Source organism: Alphaproteobacteria bacterium (assembly GCA_035625915.1).
Classification (GTDB): Bacteria; Pseudomonadota; Alphaproteobacteria; order JACZXZ01; family JACZXZ01; genus DATDHA01.
Map to the genome: position 1 here is coordinate 13,697 of DASPOR010000207.1, position 21,831 is coordinate 35,527.

Annotated in this window: 25 protein-coding genes; 16 read left to right on the forward strand and 9 right to left on the reverse strand. The window is 63.1% G+C overall.

What is annotated here, in order from left to right:
* Positions 1 to 138: 138 nt before the first annotated feature.
* The 3 genes from VEJ16_16895 (at position 139) to VEJ16_16905 (ending at position 2,267) form a co-directional block, all read left to right on the forward strand.
* Positions 139 to 1,368 (forward strand): PQQ-dependent sugar dehydrogenase, encoded by a 1,230-nt coding sequence (locus tag VEJ16_16895; protein HYB11342.1) that lies wholly within the window; start codon positions 139 to 141, stop codon positions 1,366 to 1,368.
* A 63-nt stretch (positions 1,369 to 1,431) separates the two neighbouring features.
* Positions 1,432 to 1,653, forward strand: a complete 222-nt coding sequence (locus tag VEJ16_16900) for a hypothetical protein (protein ID HYB11343.1) — start codon at positions 1,432 to 1,434, stop codon at positions 1,651 to 1,653.
* A gap of 68 nt (positions 1,654 to 1,721) precedes the next feature.
* Positions 1,722 to 2,267 carry an NUDIX hydrolase gene (locus VEJ16_16905; protein HYB11344.1) on the forward strand — a complete coding sequence of 182 codons (546 nt, stop codon included), beginning with the start codon at positions 1,722 to 1,724 and terminating at the stop codon, positions 2,265 to 2,267.
* A 13-nt stretch (positions 2,268 to 2,280) separates the two neighbouring features.
* On the opposite strand, the gene VEJ16_16910 is transcribed toward VEJ16_16905, so the two are convergent.
* The 5 genes from VEJ16_16910 to VEJ16_16930 form a co-directional block, all read right to left on the reverse strand.
* On the reverse strand, positions 2,281 to 2,826 hold the full coding sequence (locus VEJ16_16910; protein HYB11345.1) for a septation protein A: 546 nt from the start codon (positions 2,824 to 2,826) through the stop codon (positions 2,281 to 2,283).
* Between the two features lie 126 nt (positions 2,827 to 2,952).
* On the reverse strand, positions 2,953 to 3,897 hold the full coding sequence (gene ftsY, locus VEJ16_16915; GenBank protein ID HYB11346.1) for a signal recognition particle-docking protein FtsY: 945 nt from the start codon (positions 3,895 to 3,897) through the stop codon (positions 2,953 to 2,955).
* Positions 3,898 to 3,922: 25 nt separating this feature from the next.
* The gene (mtaB, locus tag VEJ16_16920) at positions 3,923 to 5,173 is read right to left on the reverse strand and encodes a tRNA (N(6)-L-threonylcarbamoyladenosine(37)-C(2))-methylthiotransferase MtaB (protein ID HYB11347.1); all 1,251 of its coding nucleotides are present in this window, start codon (positions 5,171 to 5,173) and stop codon (positions 3,923 to 3,925) included.
* A complete protein-coding gene (dapF, locus tag VEJ16_16925; GenBank protein ID HYB11348.1) occupies positions 5,170 to 6,006 on the reverse strand; it encodes a diaminopimelate epimerase in 837 nt (278 codons plus the stop codon). Before dapF ends, mtaB begins: the two co-directional genes overlap by 4 nt.
* A gap of 122 nt (positions 6,007 to 6,128) precedes the next feature.
* Complete coding sequence (locus tag VEJ16_16930) at positions 6,129 to 6,569, reverse strand: helix-turn-helix domain-containing protein (protein ID HYB11349.1); 441 nt, start codon at positions 6,567 to 6,569, stop codon at positions 6,129 to 6,131.
* 765 nt (positions 6,570 to 7,334) lie between these two features.
* Between VEJ16_16930 and ffh the strand changes: the two genes are divergently transcribed.
* The 9 genes from ffh to leuB all read left to right on the forward strand — a co-directional run bounded on the left by ffh (position 7,335) and on the right by leuB (position 14,857).
* Positions 7,335 to 8,705 carry a signal recognition particle protein gene (gene ffh, locus VEJ16_16935; protein HYB11350.1) on the forward strand — a complete coding sequence of 457 codons (1,371 nt, stop codon included), beginning with the start codon at positions 7,335 to 7,337 and terminating at the stop codon, positions 8,703 to 8,705.
* Between the two features lie 77 nt (positions 8,706 to 8,782).
* On the forward strand, positions 8,783 to 9,166 hold the full coding sequence (rpsP, locus tag VEJ16_16940; GenBank protein ID HYB11351.1) for a 30S ribosomal protein S16: 384 nt from the start codon (positions 8,783 to 8,785) through the stop codon (positions 9,164 to 9,166).
* A 40-nt stretch (positions 9,167 to 9,206) separates the two neighbouring features.
* The gene (gene rimM / locus VEJ16_16945; GenBank protein HYB11352.1) at positions 9,207 to 9,785 is read left to right on the forward strand and encodes a ribosome maturation factor RimM; all 579 of its coding nucleotides are present in this window, start codon (positions 9,207 to 9,209) and stop codon (positions 9,783 to 9,785) included.
* On the forward strand, positions 9,782 to 10,516 hold the full coding sequence (trmD, locus tag VEJ16_16950) for a tRNA (guanosine(37)-N1)-methyltransferase TrmD (GenBank protein ID HYB11353.1): 735 nt from the start codon (positions 9,782 to 9,784) through the stop codon (positions 10,514 to 10,516). The genes rimM and trmD overlap by 4 nt, the downstream gene beginning before the upstream one ends.
* Positions 10,517 to 10,527: 11 nt before the next feature.
* Complete coding sequence (gene rplS / locus VEJ16_16955; GenBank protein ID HYB11354.1) at positions 10,528 to 11,061, forward strand: 50S ribosomal protein L19; 534 nt, start codon at positions 10,528 to 10,530, stop codon at positions 11,059 to 11,061.
* A 17-nt stretch (positions 11,062 to 11,078) separates the two neighbouring features.
* On the forward strand, positions 11,079 to 12,488 hold the full coding sequence (gene leuC / locus VEJ16_16960) for a 3-isopropylmalate dehydratase large subunit (protein HYB11355.1): 1,410 nt from the start codon (positions 11,079 to 11,081) through the stop codon (positions 12,486 to 12,488).
* Positions 12,489 to 12,501: 13 nt separating this feature from the next.
* Positions 12,502 to 13,107 carry a 3-isopropylmalate dehydratase small subunit gene (gene leuD, locus VEJ16_16965; protein HYB11356.1) on the forward strand — a complete coding sequence of 202 codons (606 nt, stop codon included), beginning with the start codon at positions 12,502 to 12,504 and terminating at the stop codon, positions 13,105 to 13,107.
* A gap of 29 nt (positions 13,108 to 13,136) precedes the next feature.
* A complete protein-coding gene (locus VEJ16_16970) occupies positions 13,137 to 13,631 on the forward strand; it encodes a GNAT family N-acetyltransferase (protein HYB11357.1) in 495 nt (164 codons plus the stop codon).
* 113 nt (positions 13,632 to 13,744) lie between these two features.
* On the forward strand, positions 13,745 to 14,857 hold the full coding sequence (gene leuB / locus VEJ16_16975) for a 3-isopropylmalate dehydrogenase (protein ID HYB11358.1): 1,113 nt from the start codon (positions 13,745 to 13,747) through the stop codon (positions 14,855 to 14,857).
* A gap of 22 nt (positions 14,858 to 14,879) precedes the next feature.
* Here leuB and VEJ16_16980 read toward each other — a convergent pair whose 3' ends face one another.
* Positions 14,880 to 15,224, reverse strand: a complete 345-nt coding sequence (locus tag VEJ16_16980; protein ID HYB11359.1) for a DUF962 domain-containing protein — start codon at positions 15,222 to 15,224, stop codon at positions 14,880 to 14,882.
* A gap of 145 nt (positions 15,225 to 15,369) precedes the next feature.
* Here VEJ16_16980 and VEJ16_16985 point away from each other — a divergent pair, with 145 nt between their 5' ends.
* The gene (locus VEJ16_16985; GenBank protein ID HYB11360.1) at positions 15,370 to 16,395 is read left to right on the forward strand and encodes an aspartate-semialdehyde dehydrogenase; all 1,026 of its coding nucleotides are present in this window, start codon (positions 15,370 to 15,372) and stop codon (positions 16,393 to 16,395) included.
* A 158-nt stretch (positions 16,396 to 16,553) separates the two neighbouring features.
* Positions 16,554 to 17,732: a M20 aminoacylase family protein gene (locus VEJ16_16990; GenBank protein ID HYB11361.1), complete on the forward strand. Its 1,179-nt coding sequence runs from the start codon at positions 16,554 to 16,556 to the stop codon at positions 17,730 to 17,732.
* On the opposite strand, the gene VEJ16_16995 is transcribed toward VEJ16_16990, so the two are convergent.
* From VEJ16_16995 to pdxY, 3 genes are all read right to left on the reverse strand, one after another.
* Entirely contained in the window at positions 17,729 to 18,460 is a 732-nt protein-coding gene (locus VEJ16_16995; GenBank protein ID HYB11362.1) for a haloacid dehalogenase type II, read from the reverse strand. The two genes, VEJ16_16990 and VEJ16_16995, sit on opposite strands and share 4 nt — an antisense overlap.
* The gene (locus tag VEJ16_17000; GenBank protein HYB11363.1) at positions 18,457 to 19,089 is read right to left on the reverse strand and encodes a LysE family transporter; all 633 of its coding nucleotides are present in this window, start codon (positions 19,087 to 19,089) and stop codon (positions 18,457 to 18,459) included. The genes VEJ16_16995 and VEJ16_17000 overlap by 4 nt, the downstream gene beginning before the upstream one ends.
* Before the next feature lie 100 nt (positions 19,090 to 19,189).
* Positions 19,190 to 20,041 (reverse strand): pyridoxal kinase PdxY, encoded by an 852-nt coding sequence (pdxY, locus tag VEJ16_17005; protein ID HYB11364.1) that lies wholly within the window; start codon positions 20,039 to 20,041, stop codon positions 19,190 to 19,192.
* Positions 20,042 to 20,156: 115 nt separating this feature from the next.
* Between pdxY and VEJ16_17010 the strand changes: the two genes are divergently transcribed.
* Both VEJ16_17010 and VEJ16_17015 read left to right on the forward strand, forming a co-directional pair.
* On the forward strand, positions 20,157 to 21,062 hold the full coding sequence (locus tag VEJ16_17010; protein HYB11365.1) for a CoA ester lyase: 906 nt from the start codon (positions 20,157 to 20,159) through the stop codon (positions 21,060 to 21,062).
* The coding region (locus VEJ16_17015) for a MaoC family dehydratase (GenBank protein ID HYB11366.1) at positions 21,059 to 21,831 on the forward strand (773 nt) is incomplete at its 3' end. The genes VEJ16_17010 and VEJ16_17015, both read left to right, overlap by 4 nt.

Genomic DNA, 21,831 nt, shown 5'->3' on the forward strand with positions numbered 1-21,831 from the left:
AATTCCTCGCGGCACGGGCTGCCGCAGCGGCACTTCGCTCACCCGAGTGTGATCGGCACTTTGTTCCTGGGCTTGGTATAATGTGTTGTGAATCAAGGTTGAATTGCTGCAAGGCTTGAGGGCAGGGAAACGATGACGATGCAAGGGTGGCCCATCGCGGTGGTCGGGCTCTTGACGGTGGCGTTTGGCGGTATGAGTGCTGCGTTCGCGATGGAGCGAGTAGGGCAGCATTACGATGTCTCGCCCGACAACCTGCCGGCACCCTATGCGACCCCCGCTGTCAGCAATCCGCCGCGAATCGTGCGCCGTGCTGAGGACCAAATCCCCCAGGTGCCGCAGGGGTTCGAGGCGAATGCCTTCGCGACGGGATTGAGCAACGCGCGCTGGCTCGCGGTTGCGAACAACGGCGATGTTTTCCTCGCGGAACCCCGCGTCGGTAAGATCACCTTGCTCCGCGATGAAACGGGTGCCGGGCATGCAACGCTCGTCACTACATTCGCGAGCGGTTTCGACGAGCCGCATGGCATGGCGTTCCACGACGGCTACCTTTATGTCGCCGACGTGAGCCGCGTCTGGCGCATCCCCTACCGAGACGGCCAAACCAAGGCCGAAGCATCGCCCGAACCCGTCACGGCGGAAGGCTCGTTCGGTTCCGCCTCGGGCCATTGGACGCGGAATATCGTTTTCGGCCCGGACGGGAGTCATTTCTACGTGTCGGTCGGCTCGTTCTCCAATATCGGCGAGGACCCTGAGCCTCGAGCGACAATCCAGGAGTTCGATACGAGCGGGAAAGGCCAACGTACATTCGCCTCGGGCCTCCGCAATCCCGTCGGAATCGCCTTTTATCCGGGAACGAATGAACTTTTCGCGGTCGTGAACGAACGTGACGGCATGGGCGACGAACTGCCTGGCGATTTTCTCACCCATGTCGTACGCGACGGGTTTTACGGCTGGCCTTATGCCTATATCGGCCCTCACCCTCAACCCGGCTATGGCGAAAAGCGGCCCGATCTCGTCAAGCGGGCGATCGTGCCCGATCTTCTGTTTCGGACCCATTCAGCGCCCTTGGGGCTCGTGTTCTACACCGGCAATCAGTTCCCCGAGACATATCGGGGAGACGCCTTCGTCGCCCTCCACGGTTCATGGAACGCCGCCAATCCGCGCGGCTACATGGTCGTGCGAGTCCCATTCAAGGAGGGCCGACCGGTCGGCGGCTATGAGAGTTTCGTGACCGGTTTCTGGATTTCGGGGACCGACCGGGCCGAGGTTTGGGGTCGTCCGGTCGGACTGGCGCTTGCAAAGGACGGCAGCCTTCTGATCGCCGATGACGTCAGTCAATCCATTTGGCGCGTGAGCCACCGTCATTGAGACCGCGGCGACGACGCGGCTTTTAATGGGTTCTTAACGCGCTGGCGGCAATCTGCGGCCCGCATGTCGATGACGCCTACGAGTATTCCGCTTCACACCTCAGGCCAACTCGCGGTCGCGAAAGCAGGTGCTGCGCGCGCCGCCAGTGCAGCACTCGCCGCACGACCGGGTGTAACCCTCGCATCGGCCGCGCGAAACCAGGGACCGGCCCCCGCAGCGATTCCACCCGGTGGTGCGGGCAAGGTTTCGCTTCCGCGCGGCAGCATCGTAAATCTCCTCGTCTGAGGCGCCGCGAGTCTCCAACGCTTACCCGCGCGCTTGTTTCGCACCCGGGGATGGTCCAGATTAGGGCGATGTCGGACGACGTGCGTCCCAAGGGTCCCACGGTTCTCGCCGTCCCGGACGGCGACAACCGCGAACGGTTGATATGCCCGGATTGCGGCTTCATACAATACGAGAATCCGAAAATCGTCGTGGGTGCCGTGGTGTGGTGGCAGGACCGCGTGCTCCTGTGCAAGCGCGCGATCAATCCGCGTCAGGGTTATTGGACCCTGCCCGCGGGCTATCTCGAGCTCAACGAGACGACCGATCAAGGCGCCATCCGAGAGGCATTCGAGGAGGCGCGCGCCAGGATCGCCCTTGACGGCGTGCTCGCGGTCTACAACATCCCGCGCCTCTCCCAAGTACAGATCATCTATCGCGCACGTCTCGTCTCGCCCGAGATCGGACCGGGTCCCGAGAGCACGGCGGTGGAGCTTTTTCCTTGGATTGGGATTCCTTGGTCCGATCTTGCGTTTCCCTCGGTCCATTGGGCGCTCGAGCACGCACGCGAGGTCGGGGACGCACAACATTTCGTCGCGCGCACGAACCCCGAAGGCCAGCACGGCAACGTCCGTTAAGTGCTGCGGCGCATCAGGCGGGATCGGCCAGCTTGTGCCGCTGCATGTAGGGAACTTGGGCGAGTGCGAACACGATCGTGAGCCCGGTAAATCCGAACACCTTGAAGTCGACCCAAACATCGGTCGAAAAATTGCGCCAAATCATCTCATTCAGAATGGCGCAGAGAACAAAATACCAGCCCCAGCGCAACGTGAGGATGCGCCATGCCGCTTCGTCGAGGGCGATCATCATGCCCATCAGCGGCTTGAGGAGTGGGCGGCCAAATATCAGTCCGCCGAACAGGACGGCCGCGAACAGGCCGTAGATGATCGTCGGCTTGAGCTTTATGAAGACGTCATTGGCGAAGATCAGCGTCAATCCGCCGAAGACCAGAACGACAACCGTCGTCGCAAGCGGCAGAATTGCGATCCGCCTCGTCAGGGCATATCCGGTGACGAGTGCCGCGACGGTCGCAACCATGAATGCAGCCGTGCCTACCATGATGCCGGCCCGCGAATAGGTTCCGAAGAAGATGAGAAGCGGGCCGAGATCGAGGGTCAATTTGAGGATCGGATTCATGGGCGCCATAATAATGTGCCGCGACGGTGCGGCAAGCTAGTGCGGTGGATTTGAAGTTTCTGCGATTTTGGCGGCAGCCGCGTTAAGGAACTGCAAATCCGAAGACCACATTGGATTCTATGAATGTCAGCTTTCGAGGCCGAGGAGGCTTCGTGCGAAATCGCGCGCTTCGAATGGGCGAAGGTCATCAGCACCCTCGCCGACGCCAACGGCGTGCACGGGGATTCCGAAGCGTTCGGCCAGGGCGACCAGGACGCCACCGCGCGCCGAGCCATCGAGCTTCGTGACGACGAGGCCGGTTACGTCGATCATGGCGCGGAAGATTTCAACCTGTGCATGCGCGTTCTGTCCCGTGGTGGCGTCGAGTACGAGAAGAACCGCGTGCGGCGCGCTCGCATCGAGTTTGTTGAGCACGCGCCGGATTTTTTGAAGCTCCGCCATCAAATCGGCGCGGTTGTGAAGTCGGCCGGCCGTATCGATGATAAGAAGATCGGCGCCGGCACGGCGGGCTTCCTCCAGGGCATCGTAGCAAAGGCCCGCAGCATCGCTTCCCTGGTCGCGTGCGATCACGGGCACGTCCGCGCGCGCACCCCAAATCTTGAGCTGCTCGATCGCGGCGGCGCGAAAGGTATCGCCCGCGCACAGCATGACCGAGCGCCCATTCGTGTTGAAAAGGCGCGCCAGCTTGCCGATCGTCGTGGTCTTGCCGGTGCCGTTCACGCCGACGACGAGGATGACGAACGGACGTCTCGAGGGGTCGATCTCGAGCGGCCTTGCGACCGGCTCGAGCACGTCGGTGATTTCGGCGGCAAGGGTCTCGCGCACGCGATCGGCTGTCGCGTCGCCATCGAAGCGGATGCTGCCGAGCTTGCCGGCGAGCTTCGCCGCCATCGCGGGACCGAGATCGGCGGCGATGAGCAGCTCCTCGAGTTCCTCGAGCGTCGAGGCATCGAGCTTTCGTTTGCTGAATATCCCCGCAATGCCGTCGCCGAGCTTGCTCGACGTTCGGGCGAGGCCTGCCTTGAGCCGGCCGAGCCACCCTGTCCTCGAAGACAAGGTGTCTTCGTTCATGCGAAGCGCTCCGAACTGGGTGCGATCAAGGAATTTGCGCCTCGAGCGCGTCACGCCGGGCGGCGACGACACGCGCTCGCAATAATTCGCCGGGCCGTGCCGTGGTGCTGCGAGTGCCCTCAAGCCGCGTCGGGGCGTAATGCTCGCTGCGTCCGCGCCCGGGTTTTTCGACGAGGACATCGACGTCCGTGCCGACGCGCCCGGCCAGGAAGCGGGCAAGGGCCGCTTCGCCGGCCGTCCTGAGGTGCAGGGCGCGCGCTTTGCGGATTTCGACGGGCACTTGGGGCATGCGTGCCGCGGGCGTTCCTTCCCGGGCCGAGTAAGGGAAGACGTGAAGAAAGCTCAGGCCGCAATCCTCGACAAGACGCGCCGTGTTTTCGAACATTTCGTCGGTTTCGGTTGGAAAGCCGGCGATGAGGTCGGCCCCGAGCGCCACATCGGGCCGCAATGCCCGAAGGCGCATCGCCACGGCGATTGCGTCGGCGCGCGAATGCCGCCGCTTCATGCGCTTGAGGATAAGGTCGTCGCCGGCCTGGAGACTCAGATGAAAATGCGGCATCAGTCGAGGCTCCTCCGCCACTAGGCGAAAGAGGTCCTCGTCGAGCTCGACGGGGTCCAGGGAGGAAAGCCGCAAGCGCGGCAATTCCGGTGCTGTCGCGAGGAGGCGGCGCACCATCTGCCCGAGGGATGGGCGGCCCGGAAGGTCCTTGCCGTAGTCGGTGATGTCGACGCCGGTCAGCACGATCTCCTTGATCCCGCGCTTGACGAGGGCGCGCGCTTGATCCGCGATTGCACCCATCGCAACGCTGCGGCTCGGCCCCCGGCCATAGGGGATGATGCAAAACGTGCAACGATGATCGCAGCCCTGCTGTACCTGGAGGAAGGCGCGCGCACGGCCCTCGAAACCGTCGATTAAATGAACGGCGGTCTCCTCGACCGACCGGAAATCGTCGACGAGAAGCTTGGCGTCCGCGCCATACGCACCCCTTGTCAGCTTCTCGGCGTTGTCGAGCACGCGGTCGACCTCCGCCATCGCGGCGTAACGCTCGGGATGGATCTGCGCTGCACAGCCGGTCACGATAATCTGTGCGCCCGGGCGATTGCGCCTCGCCTTGCGGATTGCCTGACGCGCCTGGCGCTCGGCCTCGGCCGTCACCGCGCAGGTGTTGACGATGACGGCATCCTCGAGCCCGGCACCTTGCGCGAGGGAGCGCATCACCTCCGACTCGTAGGCGTTGAGCCGGCAGCCGAATGTTACGATGTCGAGCCCGCTCATCGCATTTCTGCGAGGAGCGATGGGTCGATCCGGCCGGAGAAGCTGGTCGCGACCGGCCCTGTCATGATCACGTGGCCGTCGGCGCGCCACTCGATGGCGAGCGTACCGCCGTCGAGGATCACCGCCGCATGGCGGCCGGTAAGGCCCCGCCGGCTCGCGGCCACGAGGGTCGCACAGGCACCGGTGCCGCAGGCGCGCGTAATGCCCACACCCCGCTCCCATACGCGCATGCGCAAGCGCCCGTCGGGGGTGAGATGCACGACCTCGACGTTCACGCGCTCTGGAAAAAGCGGGTGATGTTCGAGCTTGGCGCCGAGGCTTTCGAGGTCGATTTTCTCGGCATCGGGTACGAAGAACACAGCGTGGGGGTTGCCGATATTGACGGCGACGGGATCGCTCAGCGGGCCTAGGGTGCAGTCGAGATGGAGGGTGTCCGTCTCGCGCGCAAGGGGAATTTCACGCCAGTCGAGCCGTGCGGGCCCGAAGTCCACCGAAACGAGGTCGTCGCCGTTTCGCGCGGCATCAAGAAAGCCGACCACCGTCTCGATCGTCACACGGTCGCGGCCGGTTTCCTTCATAAGCAGCGTTGCGATGCAACGCGCCGCGTTCCCGCATGCCTCGACCTCACCGCCGTCCGCGTTGTGGATACGCATGAAGGCGTCGGAGCGCCCGTCGCGCGCAGGCTCGATCGTGATGAGTTGATCGCAGCCGATTCCCGTCTTGCGATCGGCAATCGCGCGAGCCTGCCTGCTGTCGAGCGCAAGCGGGGTCGTGCGCGTGTCGAACACAACGAAATCGTTCCCGAGCCCGTGCATTTTGACGAAAGCGGGCATGTTCGAGTGCGCGGCCCTGGCCATGACCCCGGTTATATGGCGCGCACGCACGCCAAGTCCAATATCTTGGCGCTCGGATTGGCCCCGCAGCCGGGTTACAGTGGGGCCATCGGCGGCCGAGCTTACGATCGGAGGGTGCGCTTCTTGCGAGGTTTCGGGGGCTTGCCGAACTTGGCGAGCGCGCCGAGCATCTGGCGCACACCTTTGCGGACTTGGGCATCGTCGATGGCGCTATAAGCCTTGACGAGTTCCATCGTTTCCCGATCGCTCAGATGATCCGGATCGTCGCTCGCCCCATGGTCCATGCTCGCTCCAATCGGACCCGCAATCCGGCCGCGCCGAGTAAGCCCCTCGTAGAAATAGGCCGGCTCGACATTGAGAACGTCGCTCAAGAGCCACAGCATGCTGGCGCCCACGCGATTTGTGCCGCGCTCGTATTTTTGGATTTGCTGGTAGCTCACGTCCGTCACCGCACTCAGCTTTTGTTGACTCATGCCGAGCTCAATGCGGCGCTGACGAAGCCGCTTGCCGACATGGGCGTCGATCGACTCTTGTTTCGCCAACGTTACCTCCCGATTTTGGTCGAATTGCGTCGGTTATCGCTTGCCATGATGAAATGCGAAAATATTTCCCGCCGCCAATAATCTGGAACCGTGTTTTCAGTTGCTGCGCTGCATTTATCGTAAACTGACGCAATTTTATCAAGACAAAATGATGACGTTCGCACACGGGTACAATCCGACGCGAGTTTCCCCGGCGGAACCTGCACAAAAGATACTTCTTCGTGGGGTTTGGTGCTATCGGTGGGGTGTGTTGGTCGAGGAACGGCAACCTTCAAATCGATATCGCGGCGGAATTTCAGTTGGTTGATAAATATATTACTTTTATCGATTATTGAATGTGAGAATTCGGCACTTTCGAGAAAGGGAGTAGCGCTGGATTTTCCACCTGGCGGGTCGGCGGTTGGATTCTACGCCGGCGGCGTCCGGCTGTAGCCTGGCATTACCACTTGCGCGCGCAGATAACCTGTCCGTCGGGAAGGTTGCTTCCTTTTCGCACGCAAGAATCGGTATTTCGAGCCAAACGCGGTCTTCGGATTGATCGTTCCTAATCGTGACTGGTGCGAAAATCCCAGGAACTTCAAATCCAACGCGCGAGCGCTTGTTGACTTCCCGTGCCGCTTTTCCTAAAGTCCGCGCCCGTTACCCGCTAAAGGGAAGAGCCATGTTGCGCTCCCGAGGGGGTCCGCCAGTCCGCGAGTGTCGCGCACTGGCGCTTTTGGTTTTGGCCGCGGCGCAGTTGCAACGCCGCACCATCGAAGGCAGTGCATGTTCGAAGGTTTGACCGGCAAACTCGCCGACATTTTCGACCGCCTAAAGGGTCGGGCGGCCTTGAGCGAGGCCGATGTGGACGTTGCATTGAGAGAGGTGCGCGTGGCACTCCTCGAGGCGGACGTAGCGCTTTCCGTGGTCAAGGACCTCGTTGCGGCCGTCCGGGAGAAGGCGGTCGGAAGTCAGGTGCTCAAGAGCGTCACGCCAGGTCAGATGGTTGTGAAGCTCGTTCATGACCATCTCGTTGAGACGCTGGGTGCGGACGCCGCCGACCTCGATTTGCGGGCGACACCGCCGATCCCGTATCTGATGGTCGGGCTCCAGGGTTCCGGCAAGACGACCTCGACCGCCAAGATCGCGCTTCGGTTGAAAACGCGGGAGCGTAAAAAGGTCCTGATGGCGTCCCTCGATACGCGCCGGCCGGCGGCTCAGCAGCAGCTTGCCGTGCTCGGGCTGCAGGCAGAGGTTGACGTGCTCAATATCGTTCCCGGCGAGCCGCCCGTCGCGATCGCCAAGCGGGCGATGACGAAAGGGCGGCTCGAAGGCTACGACATCGTAATACTCGATACCGCCGGCCGCCTTCATGTCGACGACGCGTTGATGAGCGAAGTCGCGGCGGTGCACGGGGCGACGTCGCCGGTCGAAACGCTCCTCGTCGCCGACGCGATGACCGGTCAGGACGCGGTTCACGTCGCCGAGGCCTTCCATAAGCGGCTCGGGCTTACCGGCATCGTGCTCACGCGCGTCGACGGCGACGCGAGAGGTGGTGCGGCCCTTAGCATGCGGGCCGTCACGGGTTGTCCGATCAAGCTTATCGGTGTCGGCGAGAAGCTCGATGCCCTCGAGGCATTCCATCCAACACGCATCGCCGGCCGCATCCTCGGCATGGGCGACGTCGTGTCGCTCGTCGAGAAGGCGGCCGAGACGATCGAGGAAGAAGAGGCGCGAAAGCTCGCCAAGAAGTTCGAGAAGGGTAAGTTCGATCTCGAGGACATGGCTTCCCAACTGCGCCAACTCCGCAAGATGGGTGGCATGGAAGGTGTGCTTGCGATGCTGCCGGGTGTCGGCAAGGTCAAGAAGCAGCTTGCCGAGCGGCAGATCGACAACCGCGTCATCAAGCGCCAAGAGGCGATCATCGGCTCCATGACCGGGGAGGAGCGTCGGAATCCGAACCTCATTCACGCCTCGCGCAAACGGCGCATTGCGTCGGGTTCGGGTACGTCGGTGCAGGACGTGAACAAGCTCCTCAAGCAATTCATGGACATGAGCCGGATGATGAAGCAGGTCTCGAAGCTCGGGCAAAAAGGCATGATGCGCGCCGGCCTGCCGGGGATGGGTGGCAGGATGCCGCCCGGCTTCCCACGTTAGCGCGCCGCGACCGATGGAACGGCAAACGAGCTGCAATTTCGATCGATCGAAACTCAACCGAAGGAGAGCGAAAGGAAATGTCACTTAAAATCCGGCTTGCCCGTGCGGGAACGAAGAAGCGGCCTTTTTATCGCATCGTGATCGCCGATTCGCGCAGTCCGCGCGACGGTCGCTTCATCGAGCGGGTAGGGAGCTACAATCCGATGGTCGCGAAGGACCATCCGGAGCGCATCGTCCTCAATACGGATCGGATAAAGCATTGGCTGGGCGTAGGCGCTCAGCCGACCGAGCGCGTTGCGCGCTTTTTCGGCAAGCTCGGGCTCGGCCCGACGCCGGCGATCCCCAAGCAGACGAAACAGCATCTTCCGAAGGCGAAGGCGCAGGAGCGGATGAAGGCGGCGGCGGAACAGGCGGCCGCACCTGCGGCCGAAGCGGCGGCCGAATCCCCTGCGTCGTCGTGATGGGAGAAAACCCCCGGCGTTACGGGCACGAAATTGGAGGATGAGGAGCGTTGTGAAGGTCCGCAGCACGAGCGGCAATAACGTTTGCCTCGGCGTAATCGTCGGCGCGCATGGCGTGCGCGGCGAGGTCCGAGTGCGGAGCTTCACGGCAAGTCCGGCGGCCCTCGTCGCCTACGGGCCGCTCAGCGACGAGGCTGGCGAGCGCATTTTTACAGTCGCACTCGTCGCCAAATCGCGCGGCCAGCTCATCCTGCGCATCGAGGGCATCGTCGAGCGCAATGCGGCCGAGTCGCTCGCCGGGCTCCACCTCTATGTGGCGCGCTCGTCCCTGCCCGACACGGAGGAAAACGAGTTCTACCACGAGGACCTGATCGGCCTTCGGGCCTCAAACGCCGACGGTAGCGCTATGGGCGTCGTGCGCGCGATTCACGATTTCGGCGCCGGCGCTGTGATCGAGCTCGAGCGCACGGACGGCGAGGAGATGTTGCTCCCCTTCACACGCGTGACCTTCCCCGTCGTGGATATCGCCCGTGGCCGGCTTGTCGTAGACCCGCCCGCCGAGATCGATGCTGTTCCGGACGCAGCGAATGACGCGCCGGTCGAGGAGGTGCGCCCATGAGCCTTTCGGCAGCGCGTCCCTGGACAGCGACCGTGCTCACGATCTTTCCCGAAATGTTTCCGGGCCCCCTTGCCCATTCGCTTGCGGGGCGCGCGCAAGAGGCCGGGCTTTGGGCGCTCGAGACAGTGGACATTCGCACCTTCGCGGGCGATAAACACCGCACCGTCGACGACGCACCCTTCGGCGGCGGGCCCGGCATGGTGATGCGGCCCGATGTGCTGGACGCGGCAATCGAATCCGTGACGAGGGATGCAAAGCCAGCGGGGGCGCTTCTTTATCTCTCGCCGCGCGGGAACCTGATCGATCAGGCGCGCGTGAAGGCCCTCGCGGCAGAGCCTGCCGTCACCATCGTCTGTGGCAGGTTCGAAGGGGTCGATGAGCGCGTCCTCGAATCGCGCGGGATCGAAGAGGCGAGCGTCGGCGATTTCGTCCTGTCGGGCGGGGAGCCCGCGGCGATTTGTCTGATCGACGCCTGCGTGCGGCTCCTGCCCGGCGTGATGGGCAGAGAAGAATCGCGGGAGGAGGAAAGTTTCGAACGCGGGCTGCTCGAATATCCCCATTACACGCGACCGCAGCACTGGCGGGGCCGGGACGTTCCGGAGGTGCTGCTGAGCGGCCATCACGAGCGCATCAGGGCCTGGCGATTGAGCCAGGCGGAACGCATCACGCGGGAGCGTCGGCCGGATCTTTGGGTCCGCTACAACGCTGCCGGGCATGTCAATCGAGGGTAAGGTAAGAGGCCATGAATATCATCGAACAGCTCGAGCAGGAGCAGATCAAGTTGCGCACCGCCAAGAGCGAGGCGCCGACATTCGCGCCGGGCGACACCTTGCGCGTCCACGTCAAGGTCGTCGAGGGCGAGCGCGTGCGCACGCAGGTCTTCGAAGGTGTGTGCATCGGGCGCAAGAACGCGGGGCTCAATTCCGCCTTCACGGTGCGCAAGATCAGCTATGGCGAGGGGGTCGAGCGCGTCTTCCCGCTCTATAGCCCGCTGGTCGACAGGGTCGAGGTCGTGCGCCGTGGCCGCGTGCGCCGGGCGAAGCTCTATTATCTGCGCGGCCGGACGGGCAAGGCGGCCCGAATCGCCGAGAAGACGACAGGTGTTGCGGCCAATCTGCAAGAAGTGGCAAGTGCGGCCGAGCTCGACGCGGAAACGTTGGCGGCGGACCTGGCCGCAACTGCCCCTGTCGAGAAGACCGAGGCCGAGATCGAAGCCGCAGCCGACAAGAAGGCGCGGAAGAAGGCCAAGAAGGCCGAGGCCGCCGCGAAGAAGTAGGAGGTTGCAAAACGGCCATGGCAAATCCGCGCACGCTCTTCGACAAGATCTGGCAAGGCCACCTGGTCGAGCGCCAGCCCGACGGCACGTGCATCCTTTATATCGATTGCCACCTCGTCCACGAAGTCACGAGCCCGCAAGCATTCGAGGGGCTGCGCCTTGCCGGCCGGAAGGTGCGCCGGCCCTCTGCGACGATCGCGGTCGCCGATCACAATGTGCCGACGATCGATCGCAAGGACGGCATCAAGGAGGAAGAGTCGCGCATCCAGGTCGAAACGCTCGAGGCCAACTGCAAGGAATTCGGCATTCCCTACTTCTCCATGAACGACGTGCGGCAGGGTATCGTCCACATCATCGGACCTGAGCAGGGATTCACCCAGCCGGGAATGACGATCGTGTGCGGCGACAGCCATACCTCGACCCACGGCGCCTTCGGGGCACTGGCCTTCGGCATCGGCACGTCCGAGGTCGAGCATGTGCTGGCGACCCAAACGCTGGTCGCCCGCCCGGCCAAGAATATGCGCGTCTCGGTCTCCGGCACCTTGCCTTTCGGCTGCACGGCCAAGGACCTGATCCTCGCCATCATCGCAAAGATCGGCACGGCCGGCGGCACGGGGCACGTCATCGAATATGCGGGCGAGGCGGTGCGCGGTCTCTCCATGGAGGGGCGAATGACCCTCTGCAACATGACGATCGAGGGCGGTGCGCGCGCCGGACTCGTCGCGCCCGACGAAACCACTTTCGCCTATCTCATGGGCCGGCCTATGGCGCCCAAGGCGGGCCAGTGGGAGCAGGCCGCGGCCTATTGGAAAACGCTCCCGTCCGATCCAGGGGCGCAATACGACAAGGAAGTGGCCCTCGAAGCAAAGTCGATCGCACCCTTCGTGACGTGGGGAACGAGCCCCCAGGATGCGCTGCCGATCACGGGGAATGTCCCCGATCCCAAGGACGCACCCGACGAGAACGCGCGCCAGTCCTGGACGCGCTCGCTCGAATACATGGGCCTCGAGCCCGGCATCGCGCTCACCGAGGTCGTCATCGACGCGGTCTTCATCGGATCCTGCACGAACGGCCGGATCGAGGATTTGCGCGCGGCGGCGGCACTTGCGCGCGGTCGCCATGTGGCTTCGAGGGTGCGCGCACTCGTCGTTCCCGGCTCCGGTCTCGTCAAGGAGCAGGCCGAGGCGGAAGGGCTCGACAAGGTGTTTCTCGAGGCCGGTTTCGAATGGCGCGAGCCGGGCTGCTCCATGTGCCTCGCCATGAACGCCGACCGGCTCGCACCGGGTGAGCGCTGTGCATCGACGTCAAACCGCAATTTCGAGGGTCGGCAGGGACGCGGCGGACGAACCCATCTGGTAAGCCCGATAATGGCCGTAGCCGCGGCCGTGACCGGCCACCTTGCCGATGTTCGCGAATTCATCGGCTGAAAGAGGGGCAAGCATGCGGAAATTCACCACACTCACCGGGCATGCCGCTCCGATGCCGATGATCAATATCGACACCGACAAGATCATCCCGAAGCAGTTTCTCAAGACGATCAAGCGCAGCGGCCTCGGCAAGGCGGCGTTCTTCGAAATGCGCTACGCCGATGACGGGAGCGAGCGGCCCGATTTCGTGCTCAACCGGGAGCCCTATCGGAACGCGAAGATCCTCGTCGCGGGGCCGAATTTCGGCTGCGGATCGAGCCGCGAACACGCACCCTGGGCGCTCGACGATTTCGGCATCCGTTCTGTCATCTCGACGAGCTTCGCCGACATCTTCTACAACAATTGCTTCAAGAACGGGATGCTGCCGATAAAGCTTTCGGCGGCCGAGGTCGACCTCTTGATGGCGGATGCCGAAAAGGGCGATCGCCTCACAGTCGATCTTCCGAACCAGAAGATCGTGCGCGCGAATGGCGAAAGCGTAGCGTTCGACATCGACCCATTTCTGAAAACGTGCCTCCTCGAAGGATTGGATGAAGTCGGCCTGACGCTCCAGAAAGCGCCCTTCATCGCCACGTTCGAAGCGAAGCAACGCGCGACCCAACCTTGGCTTTGGCGCTAGTGTGGCGGCCCTGCTAGGCCCTGTCGCGCATGCCGATTGAAGCGGCTTTGCGCGCCCCCGAGACTGCGGACGAAGCAGCCCTGCTCGCCCTCAACAATGCGCACGCGATCGAGCTCTCCGCCCTTACGACACCGGCACTTCGCGCCCTCCTTGCCGACGCTTTTCGTGCGCGCGTCGCGGGTGCGTGTCGAGGAATGCTTATCGCGTTCGATCAGGATGCGTCCTACCGAAGCCCCAATTTCCTTTGGTTCCGCGCGCGTTATCCGAGGTTCGTCTACGTCGACCGTGTCGTCGTCGAGCCTGCGGCACGGGGGCGGGGCATCGCGCGAGCGCTCTATGACGACCTCTTTGCGGCGTCGCGCGTTCTGGGACACGAACACCTCTGTTGCGAGGTGAATATCGACCCGCCCAATCCTGCGTCCGACCGCTTCCACCAAGCGCTCGGCTTCGTCGAAGTGGGCCGCGAGCACTTACCCGCTTACCGCAAGACCGTGCGGTATCTCCGCCGCAATCTCGCGGCGTGACCGAGGTTGGATCCGCAGCCATCGTGGACGGCCTTGGCACACTCTGCCAAGATAGGCGGTATGCTGACGAACGGCACCGGTGCGTTCCCAATTTATGCCGTCGAGGAGGATGAATGCCCGCGAACAAATCGCTTCTGATCCTTCCCGGAGACGGAATCGGTCCCGAGGTGATGCATCAGGTCCGCCGCGTGATCGAGTGGTTCGATCGCCGGCGCAAGGTTACCTTCGACGTCAAGGAGGGGCTGATCGGGGGCGCCTCCTACGAGGCGCACAAGACACCTCTTACCGAGGCAACGCTCGAGAATGCAAAGGCTGTCGATGCGGTCCTCCTCGGTGCCGTCGGCGGACCGCAGTGGGACAAGCTCGATTTCGCGCTCAAGCCCGAGCGCGGGCTTCTGCGCCTGCGCAAGGAATTGGGGCTGTTCGCCAATCTGCGCCCGGCCGTCGTGTTCGAGGCACTTGCGGATGCTTCGACCCTCAAGGCGGAGGTCGTGGCGGGTCTCGATCTCATGCTCGTGCGTGAGCTCACGGGCGGGATCTATTTCGGCGAGCCGCGCGGAATCGACACCGTCGAGGGTGGCGACAAACGCGGCGTCAACACCGAGATCTACACGGGCGAGGAAATCCGCCGGGTGGCGCGCGTCGCCTTCGAGCTTGCCCAGAAGCGGCGCAAGAAACTCTGCTCCGTCGACAAAGCCAACGTGCTCGAGTCGAGCGTGCTCTGGCGCGAGGAGGTCGAAAGACTGCACGTCAGCGCATTCAAGCACGTGGAACTCAGCCATATGTATGTCGACAACGCGGCGATGCAGCTCGTGCGCAATCCGAAGCAATTCGATGTCATCGTCACGTCCAATCTGTTCGGCGACATTCTGTCCGATGAGGCTTCGATGCTGACCGGCTCGCTCGGCATGCTGCCCTCGGCCTCCCTCGGCCTCGCCGACAAGGGCGGGCGACGCAAGGCGCTATACGAACCCGTGCACGGCTCGGCCCCCGACATCGCCGGCCGTGACATCGCAAACCCCCTCGCCGCGATCCTCTCCTTTGCGATGCTGCTGCGCTATTCCTTCAATATGGACGAGGATGCGAACCTCATCGAGAACGCGGTCAAGCACGTGCTTGCGGGCGGGCTGCGCACGGCCGACATCATGCAGGCCGGCAAGGGCCGCGTGTCGACCTCGGTCATGGGCGATTCGATCGTGCGAGAGCTTGAGAAGCAGGCGGCGTGAACCCAAGACGCGAACGAGACGGTCAGTCGACGCCGTGCTTTCGTCGCTCAGCCTCGAGCCGGCCGGCGAGGAACAGACCAAGCATCCGGAAGTCGCTCGCGAACGACCAGAGCGGATAGCGCAAGGTGGCCGGCCGATTGCGCTCGAAGAAGAAGTGTCCGAGCCAGGCGGGCGCGTAGCCCGCGACGAGGGCCACGACCAATAGCTGCCACTCGCCGGTCACCGCAGCACCGATGAGAGTCAGCACGCCGATCGCCGTACCGAAATAATGGCAGAAACGCGTGGCACGGCTGCGGTGCTCGCCGAGATAGAACGGCCAGAACTCGGCGTAAGTCGCGGGGCGGGATCGACGGCTAGGTTCGGGCATTAACGATATCGTCCCATGTTTCGGAGATTCCGAGTGCGAATTCCTGCCGATGTGAGAAATTTTAAGTGTCCTTTTATTGAGATTCGCGTTACTTGAACGTAAGTCAACGGTCTTGGAATCAAAGGACAAAGGTTGGAATCGTGTCATGGGCTATAGAGTAGCCGTCGTCGGGGCCACAGGAAATGTCGGCCGGGAGATGCTGCAAACCTTGGCCGAGCGCGCTTTCCCCGCGGACGAAGTCGTGGCGCTGGCATCCGAGAAGTCGGTCGGTCGCGAGGTCTCCTTCGGCGAGGAAGACACGCTCAAGGTGCGCGATCTCGCCAAGTTCGACTTCAAGGGAATCGATATCGTGTTGTCGTCCCCCGGCGCCAAGGTCTCGGCCGTGCATTCGCCGCGCGCCGCCAAGGCGGGGGCCGTCGTGATCGACAATACGTCCCATTTCCGCATGGACCCGGAGGTGCCGCTCGTCGTGCCCGAGGTCAACGCCGCGGCACTCAAGGGCTTCACCAAAAAGAACATCGTCGCCAACCCAAATTGCTCGACCATGCAGTTGGTCGTGGCGCTGAAGCCGCTCCACGATCTCGCGACGATCAAGCGCGTCGTGGTGGCGACCTACCAGTCCGTCTCGGGTGCGGGCAAGGATGCAATGGACGAGCTGTTCGAGCAAACGCGCGGCATCTTCGTGGGCGACACGCCCCAGAAGAAGAAATTCACCAAGCAGATTGCGTTCAACGTCATCCCGCACATCGACATCTTCATGGAAGACGGCTCGACGAAAGAGGAATGGAAGATGGCGGTCGAGACGAAAAAAATTCTCGACCCGCGCATCGAGGTCACGGCGACATGCGTGCGGGTTCCCGTCTTCATCGGCCATGCCGAGGCCGTCAATGTCGAATTCGCGCGTCCGATCACGGTCGGCGAAGCGCGGGAGGCGCTGCGCGCGGCACCCGGCGTGTCGGTCGTCGATTACCGTGTCGATGAGGGTTACGTCACCCCGGTCGAAAGTGCGGGTGAAGATGCGGTCTATGTCAGCCGAATTCGTCAGGACCCGACGGTCAAGAACGGCCTCAGCCTCTGGGTGGTATCGGACAATCTGCGCAAAGGGGCAGCACTCAACGCCGTGCAGATCGCCGAGGCGCTTATCAAGTCCTACATGGCCAAGGCCGCATAATCCGAGGCCCCGGGTCACCGAAGTAATGAGAAAGGCGGCCGAGACGGCCGCCTTTCTTGCTTTGGGGATGCGTTTCGGGTTGGGCTTTCAGCGTCGTGCTGGCCACTGTATCTTCGACGCCCGGGGGAAACCCAGAGGGCGAAAACGAGGAGCACTCCATGCCCGTCATCGCGCGCATTGCGTCCTACCATGACGATCTCGCCGAAATCCGGCGTGACATCCACGCGCATCCGGAGCTCGGCTTCAAGGAGTCCCGCACCGCGGGAGTCGTTGCGCGCGAACTCGCGTCCTACGGTATTGAGGTGCATCGCGGTCTCGCCACGACCGGCGTTGTCGGCCGGCTCAAGGTCGGCGCGGGTAATCGCACGATCGGCCTGCGCGCCGACATGGATGCGCTGCCGATCCACGAAATGAATTCGTTCGGCCATCGCTCACGCCACGACGGCGTGATGCATGCTTGCGGCCATGACGGGCACACCACGATGCTGCTCGGTGCCGCGCGGTATCTCGCGGAGACGAAGAGCTTCGACGGCACCGTCCATTTCATCTTCCAGCCCGCCGAGGAGGGTTGGGGAGGGGCCAAGGTCATGATCGACGAGGGTCTCTTCGAGAAGTTTCCCTGCGACGAAGTTTATGGGATGCACAACTGGGCGCTGGCACCTGTCGGTGTTTTCGGCATCCGCCCAGGGCCGATCATGGCCGCATCGGGCAATTTCGATATCACGATCACGGGTCGAGGTGCCCACGCCGCCCGGCCCGAGTCGGGCGTCGATCCCGTCGTTGTCGCCGCCAACACGATCATGGCGCTGCAGACGATCGTGAGCCGGAATGTGAACGCCGTGGACTCGCTGGTGATAAGCGTCACACAGATCCATGGCGGCGAAGCGTACAACGTCATTCCCGAAAGCGTCGTCCTCCGCGGCAACGTGCGCGCATATCGGCCAGAGATCGTCGACAAGATCGGCCCGGCGATCGAGCGTGTCGCGGCGGGTGTTGCCGCGACTTATGGAGCCACGGCGGCAGTCGCGTTCGCCATGAAATATCCGCCACTCGTCAATCACGCGCGAGAGACGGAAATCGCGGCCGACGCGGCCGCGGAGATCGTGGGCGAGGCACAGGTAAACCGCGACATGCCGATGCGCACGGCGTCGGAAGATTTCTCCTTCATGCTTCAAAAGCGGCCGGGAGCTTTCATCTTCATTGGCAATGCGGGCAGCGACGGCGGCTGCGACGTGCACAATCCGCGCTACGATTTCAACGATGCGATTATTCCGCTCGGCTCGAGCTTCTTCGCAAGGCTGGTCGAGAGGCAATTGCCGAAGCGTCGATCGACCTAACCCCCCAATTGATCGGCGAGTCTGTTGAAATCCTCCGCCACGAAGTCCCACCTTTGACTCGGCGCGAGATCGGGGTTGCCGACGGAGCTTTCCGCGTGCGCGCCGAATTCCTTGGGACGCGGCACAAAGGCGGTCTTGAGGCCGCACGCGGCGGCGGCGGCGAGGTCGCCGTTATGCGCGGCGACCATGACGCACGCCGACGGATCGAGGCGCAGGAATGCGACCGACCTCTTATAGGTCTCGGGGCAGGGCTTGTAGTGGCGCGCCAGCTCGGCACCCAGCACCATGTCCCACGGCAGGCCGTTGTGTTTTGCCAGGTTCACCATCAACGCCACATTGCCGTTCGAACAGGTGGCGAGGATGTACTTGCGCTTGAGCCTTGTGAGACCCGGGACGGCATCGGGCCAGGGGTCCAGCCGGTGCCAGGCGCGATTGAAATTTTCGAGCTCGACCTCGGGGACTCCCGAAACGCCGTGTTCGGTGAGGAGCTTGTCGAGGCTCGCGCGGTGAAGGTCGTCGAGCGGCTGCCACGGGGCAGCACCGCTCCGGACTTTCTCCATGGTCGGTTGATAGAGCCCGCGCCACGCGTCGGCGAAGGCGACCCAGTCCACACCCTGAATGCGGTTGGCGCGGCCGAAGGCCTCTCCCTCGCGGGCAACGCTCGTGCGCCAGTCGACGACCGTGCCGAAGACATCGAAGAGTAACGCCTTAATGGAGCGATCCTTCATGAGAAAACCCTCGGGAGGAGAAGGTGGATGAAAACGCCCGTGCCGAAGGTGAGCATGACAAAACCTGCCGCCCTGTGGATGCGCTTCAAATAGATGCCGGACATTACGCTGCGGCCGAGGCTGAAGGCGCTGCATAAAATGCACCACCAAAGAGCCGAGCCCACGAAAACGCCCCCCGTAACGAGCCCGCCGCCCAAAAGCGTCTCCGTTCCGGACGTGATTCCGACAGCAACGAATACCGCGGTCAGGGAGAATATGGTGATGGGATTCGTGATGGTCAGGAAAAAGGTCGTGACAAGATCGTGGGCGAGGTCGTTGGCGCCGGCGCGCTCGCCGGGCGGTCGCCATTCCGCAAAGATCGTATGGATGCCCATGACGAGCAGCAAAGAAGCGCCGCCGACCTGAAACCAAAACTGCTCGCGCGTGAGGAACTCCGAGACGAAGCTTACGCCGAACGCGGCGACGGCGCCGAAGATCGCATCCGCCATCGCGGCACCGGTGCCCGAGAAAAGCCCGTAAAGAAATCCCTTCGTAAGGGAGCGCTGCATGCACAATATGCCAACCGGGCCAACTGGTGCTGCGATCGCGAAGCCGACAGCGATACCCTTGATGAACAGCAGTATATCCATGGACCCGCGATGCAATGGTACTGGTCGGCAGCGAAGACGTGCGGCCCGTTGATGATTCATTCGTTCGGCTTGGGCCGAAAATCCGGAATGTCCGCCCCGTTTAACGCATCTTTTCAGCTTTGAACAGGCGTTTGGGTGCTGCGATCGCTGCTTGAGCCGCGATCAGGGCCAACTCGTTTCCGCCCTTTCGCCGCGTCGCGGTCATCACCGCATGGAGTGTCGAGACGGCATGGGCCAACGCCTTGGCGGGGTCGCGTCCCTTGAGATATCGGCCGAGGAACACGGCTGCGAAAAGATCGCCAGCACCACTGGCGGGTGCCTCGACGAATGGGCTTTCCGCGAGCCACGCACCTTTTGCCGTCACGGCAAGCGCCCCGATCCAATCGCACCGTCGGTCCTTACGCACGATACCGGTTGCGACGACAAGATGCGGTCCCCGGGCAAGCAACAGCCCTGCCGCCGATAGGGCCGCTTCGAGTCCATCGACCTCGCAGTCCGCGAGTAAGCCGAGTTCGAAGGCGTTCGGCATCAAGATGTCGGTCAAGGGTAGGGCGGAGGTGCGAAAAAATTCGGGGATGCCAGGGCGGACGTAGGTGCCTTTCTGTCGCTCCCCCATGACGGGATCGCAGAGATAGAGTGCGCGCGAATTGGCGCGCTTCACGCGGGCGACAACATCGAGGATCGTGGGGCCGAGCGCCGCATCGCCGAGATAGCCGCTCAATACCGCCTCACAGCTTTTGAAGACGCCGATCCTGTCGAGGGCGTCGATGAGCGTGAAGAACTCCTCCGGCTTCAAATGATGCCCGTGCAATCCGCCGCGGCCGGGATGATGGGCGAGGGTCACCGTATCGATCGGCAGGACGTCGACGCCGAGGCGCTGCAATGCGAACACGGCCGCACTGTTGCCGACATGCCCATGCACGACCGAGGATTGAATCGAAAGAACCGCCACCGGGGCAATCTGCCATAGGGCCCAAGTACGGGCTAGTTCGGCTTTTCTTGCCTCCGCGCGCCGATCCTTGATAGGGTCGCGCCCTTCCAAAAGGTAGGGAAACGACGGTGGCGATATGACCGAGACCTTGATAGCGGACGTGCGTCCGCGCCGCAGCGTCCTTTATATGCCGGGCTCGAATGCGCGCGCGCTCGAAAAGGCGCGCACCCTGCCGGCGGACGGGCTGATTCTCGATCTCGAGGATGCCGTGGCGCCCGATGCCAAAGTCGCAGCGCGCGAGCAAGTCGCGGCAGCCTTGCGCCAGGGCGGCTACGGCGCCCGCGAGCTCATCGTGCGCGTGAACGGCCTCGACACGCCATGGGGGACGGACGATCTCGCGATGGCCGCGAAGTCGCCGGCGCACGCCGTACTCATCCCGAAGGTCGAGAGTGCGGAGATGGTCGAGGAAGCGCAAAGACGACTGAAAGCCAACTCGGGACCTGCGTCGATGTCGATCTGGTGCATGATGGAAACCCCCCTCGGCATCCTGCATGCCGAAAGGATCGCTGCGAGCGCCGGGCGCGTCGGATGTCTCGTGATGGGGACGTCCGATCTCGCGAAGGATCTTCATGCAACGCACACGCAGGAGCGGCTGCCGATGTTGACGAGCCTTGGGCTGTGCCTGCTTGCAGCCCGCGCGTACGGGCTGTCAATCCTGGACGGGGTGCATCTCGACCTCGCCGACGACGAAGGCTTCGCGTATTCCTGCGTGCAAGGCAAGGAGCTGGGCTTCGACGGCAAGACGCTCATCCATCCAAAGACCATTGCCAAGGCGAATGAGGTCTTTGCCCCGTCGATCGGCGAGGTCGACTGGTCGCGCAAGGTCATTGCCGCGCACGCGGCGGCGTCGCGCACGGGCAAGGGCGTCGTCCTCGTCGACGGCAAGCTCATCGAAAACCTCCATGTCGAGAATGCCAAACGACTTGTCGCCCTCGCCGATGCGATTGCCGCACGCGAATCAGCGGCCCCGGCCGCCCCATGAGCGAGGCGACAAAAGCCGACTCCAAGACAGGGGCAGGCCGGTTTTTCGAGGATTTCCGTCTTGGCGACGAGATGGTGCACGCGACCCCACGCACAGTGACCACGGGCGACGCAGCACTTTACCTGGCCCTTACGGGATCGCGCTTCGCACTACAATCCTCCGACGATTTTGCCGCCGCTTGCGGTTTCACGCGTGCACCGCTCGACGATCTTCTCACGTTCCATCTCGTGTTCGGAAAAACCGTGCCCGACATTTCCTTGAACGCGATCGCAAATCTCGGCTACGCGGATGGTCGCTTTGGCGTACCGGCCTATCCCGGCGATACGTTGACGGCCGTCTCTCGCGTCATCGGGTTGCGCGAGAACGCGAACCGCAAGAGCGGGATCGTCTATGTCCGCACGGTGGGTTCGAACCAGCGAGGTGAAGTCGTCGTCGACTACGCGCGGTGGGTGATGGTGCGAAAACGCGACGCGTCATCGCCCGCACCCGCCCCGGCGATACCCGATCTCGCCGACCACGTCTTGGCCGAGCGACTGATGGCGCCCTCGACCCTCGACTTCGCACACTACGACCTGACGCTTGCCGGCTCGCCTCATGTTTGGGAATCCTATTCAGAGGGAGAGCGGATCGACCATATCGATGGCGTCACGGTCGAAGAAGCAGAGCATATGATGGCGACACGCCTCTACCAGAACACGGCACGAGTCCATTTCAATCGACACGCGCAAGCGGCCGAGCGCGTCGGGCGACGGCTTGTCTATGGCGGCCA

What these genes read in the sequence shown, in the direction of transcription:
- VEJ16_16895 (HYB11342.1), top strand. Translation starts at nt 139, where the DNA reads ATGCAAGGGTGGCCCATCGCGGTGGTCGGGCTCTTGACGGTGGCGTTT.
- VEJ16_16900 (HYB11343.1), top strand. Translation starts at nt 1,432, where the DNA reads ATGTCGATGACGCCTACGAGTATTCCGCTTCACACCTCAGGCCAACTC.
- VEJ16_16905 (HYB11344.1), top strand. Translation starts at nt 1,722, where the DNA reads ATGTCGGACGACGTGCGTCCCAAGGGTCCCACGGTTCTCGCCGTCCCG.
- VEJ16_16910 (HYB11345.1), bottom strand. Translation starts at nt 2,826, where the DNA reads ATGAATCCGATCCTCAAATTGACCCTCGATCTCGGCCCGCTTCTCATC.
- ftsY (HYB11346.1), bottom strand. Translation starts at nt 3,897, where the DNA reads ATGAACGAAGACACCTTGTCTTCGAGGACAGGGTGGCTCGGCCGGCTC.
- mtaB (HYB11347.1), bottom strand. Translation starts at nt 5,173, where the DNA reads ATGAGCGGGCTCGACATCGTAACATTCGGCTGCCGGCTCAACGCCTAC.
- dapF (HYB11348.1), bottom strand. Translation starts at nt 6,006, where the DNA reads ATGCCCGCTTTCGTCAAAATGCACGGGCTCGGGAACGATTTCGTTGTG.
- ffh (HYB11350.1), top strand. Translation starts at nt 7,335, where the DNA reads ATGTTCGAAGGTTTGACCGGCAAACTCGCCGACATTTTCGACCGCCTA.
- rpsP (HYB11351.1), top strand. Translation starts at nt 8,783, where the DNA reads ATGTCACTTAAAATCCGGCTTGCCCGTGCGGGAACGAAGAAGCGGCCT.
- rimM (HYB11352.1), top strand. Translation starts at nt 9,207, where the DNA reads ATGAGGAGCGTTGTGAAGGTCCGCAGCACGAGCGGCAATAACGTTTGC.
- trmD (HYB11353.1), top strand. Translation starts at nt 9,782, where the DNA reads ATGAGCCTTTCGGCAGCGCGTCCCTGGACAGCGACCGTGCTCACGATC.
- rplS (HYB11354.1), top strand. Translation starts at nt 10,528, where the DNA reads ATGAATATCATCGAACAGCTCGAGCAGGAGCAGATCAAGTTGCGCACC.
- leuC (HYB11355.1), top strand. Translation starts at nt 11,079, where the DNA reads ATGGCAAATCCGCGCACGCTCTTCGACAAGATCTGGCAAGGCCACCTG.
- leuD (HYB11356.1), top strand. Translation starts at nt 12,502, where the DNA reads ATGCGGAAATTCACCACACTCACCGGGCATGCCGCTCCGATGCCGATG.
- VEJ16_16970 (HYB11357.1), top strand. Translation starts at nt 13,137, where the DNA reads ATGCCGATTGAAGCGGCTTTGCGCGCCCCCGAGACTGCGGACGAAGCA.
- leuB (HYB11358.1), top strand. Translation starts at nt 13,745, where the DNA reads ATGCCCGCGAACAAATCGCTTCTGATCCTTCCCGGAGACGGAATCGGT.
- VEJ16_16980 (HYB11359.1), bottom strand. Translation starts at nt 15,224, where the DNA reads ATGCCCGAACCTAGCCGTCGATCCCGCCCCGCGACTTACGCCGAGTTC.
- VEJ16_16985 (HYB11360.1), top strand. Translation starts at nt 15,370, where the DNA reads ATGGGCTATAGAGTAGCCGTCGTCGGGGCCACAGGAAATGTCGGCCGG.
- VEJ16_16990 (HYB11361.1), top strand. Translation starts at nt 16,554, where the DNA reads ATGCCCGTCATCGCGCGCATTGCGTCCTACCATGACGATCTCGCCGAA.
- VEJ16_16995 (HYB11362.1), bottom strand. Translation starts at nt 18,460, where the DNA reads ATGAAGGATCGCTCCATTAAGGCGTTACTCTTCGATGTCTTCGGCACG.
- VEJ16_17000 (HYB11363.1), bottom strand. Translation starts at nt 19,089, where the DNA reads ATGGATATACTGCTGTTCATCAAGGGTATCGCTGTCGGCTTCGCGATC.
- VEJ16_17010 (HYB11365.1), top strand. Translation starts at nt 20,157, where the DNA reads ATGACCGAGACCTTGATAGCGGACGTGCGTCCGCGCCGCAGCGTCCTT.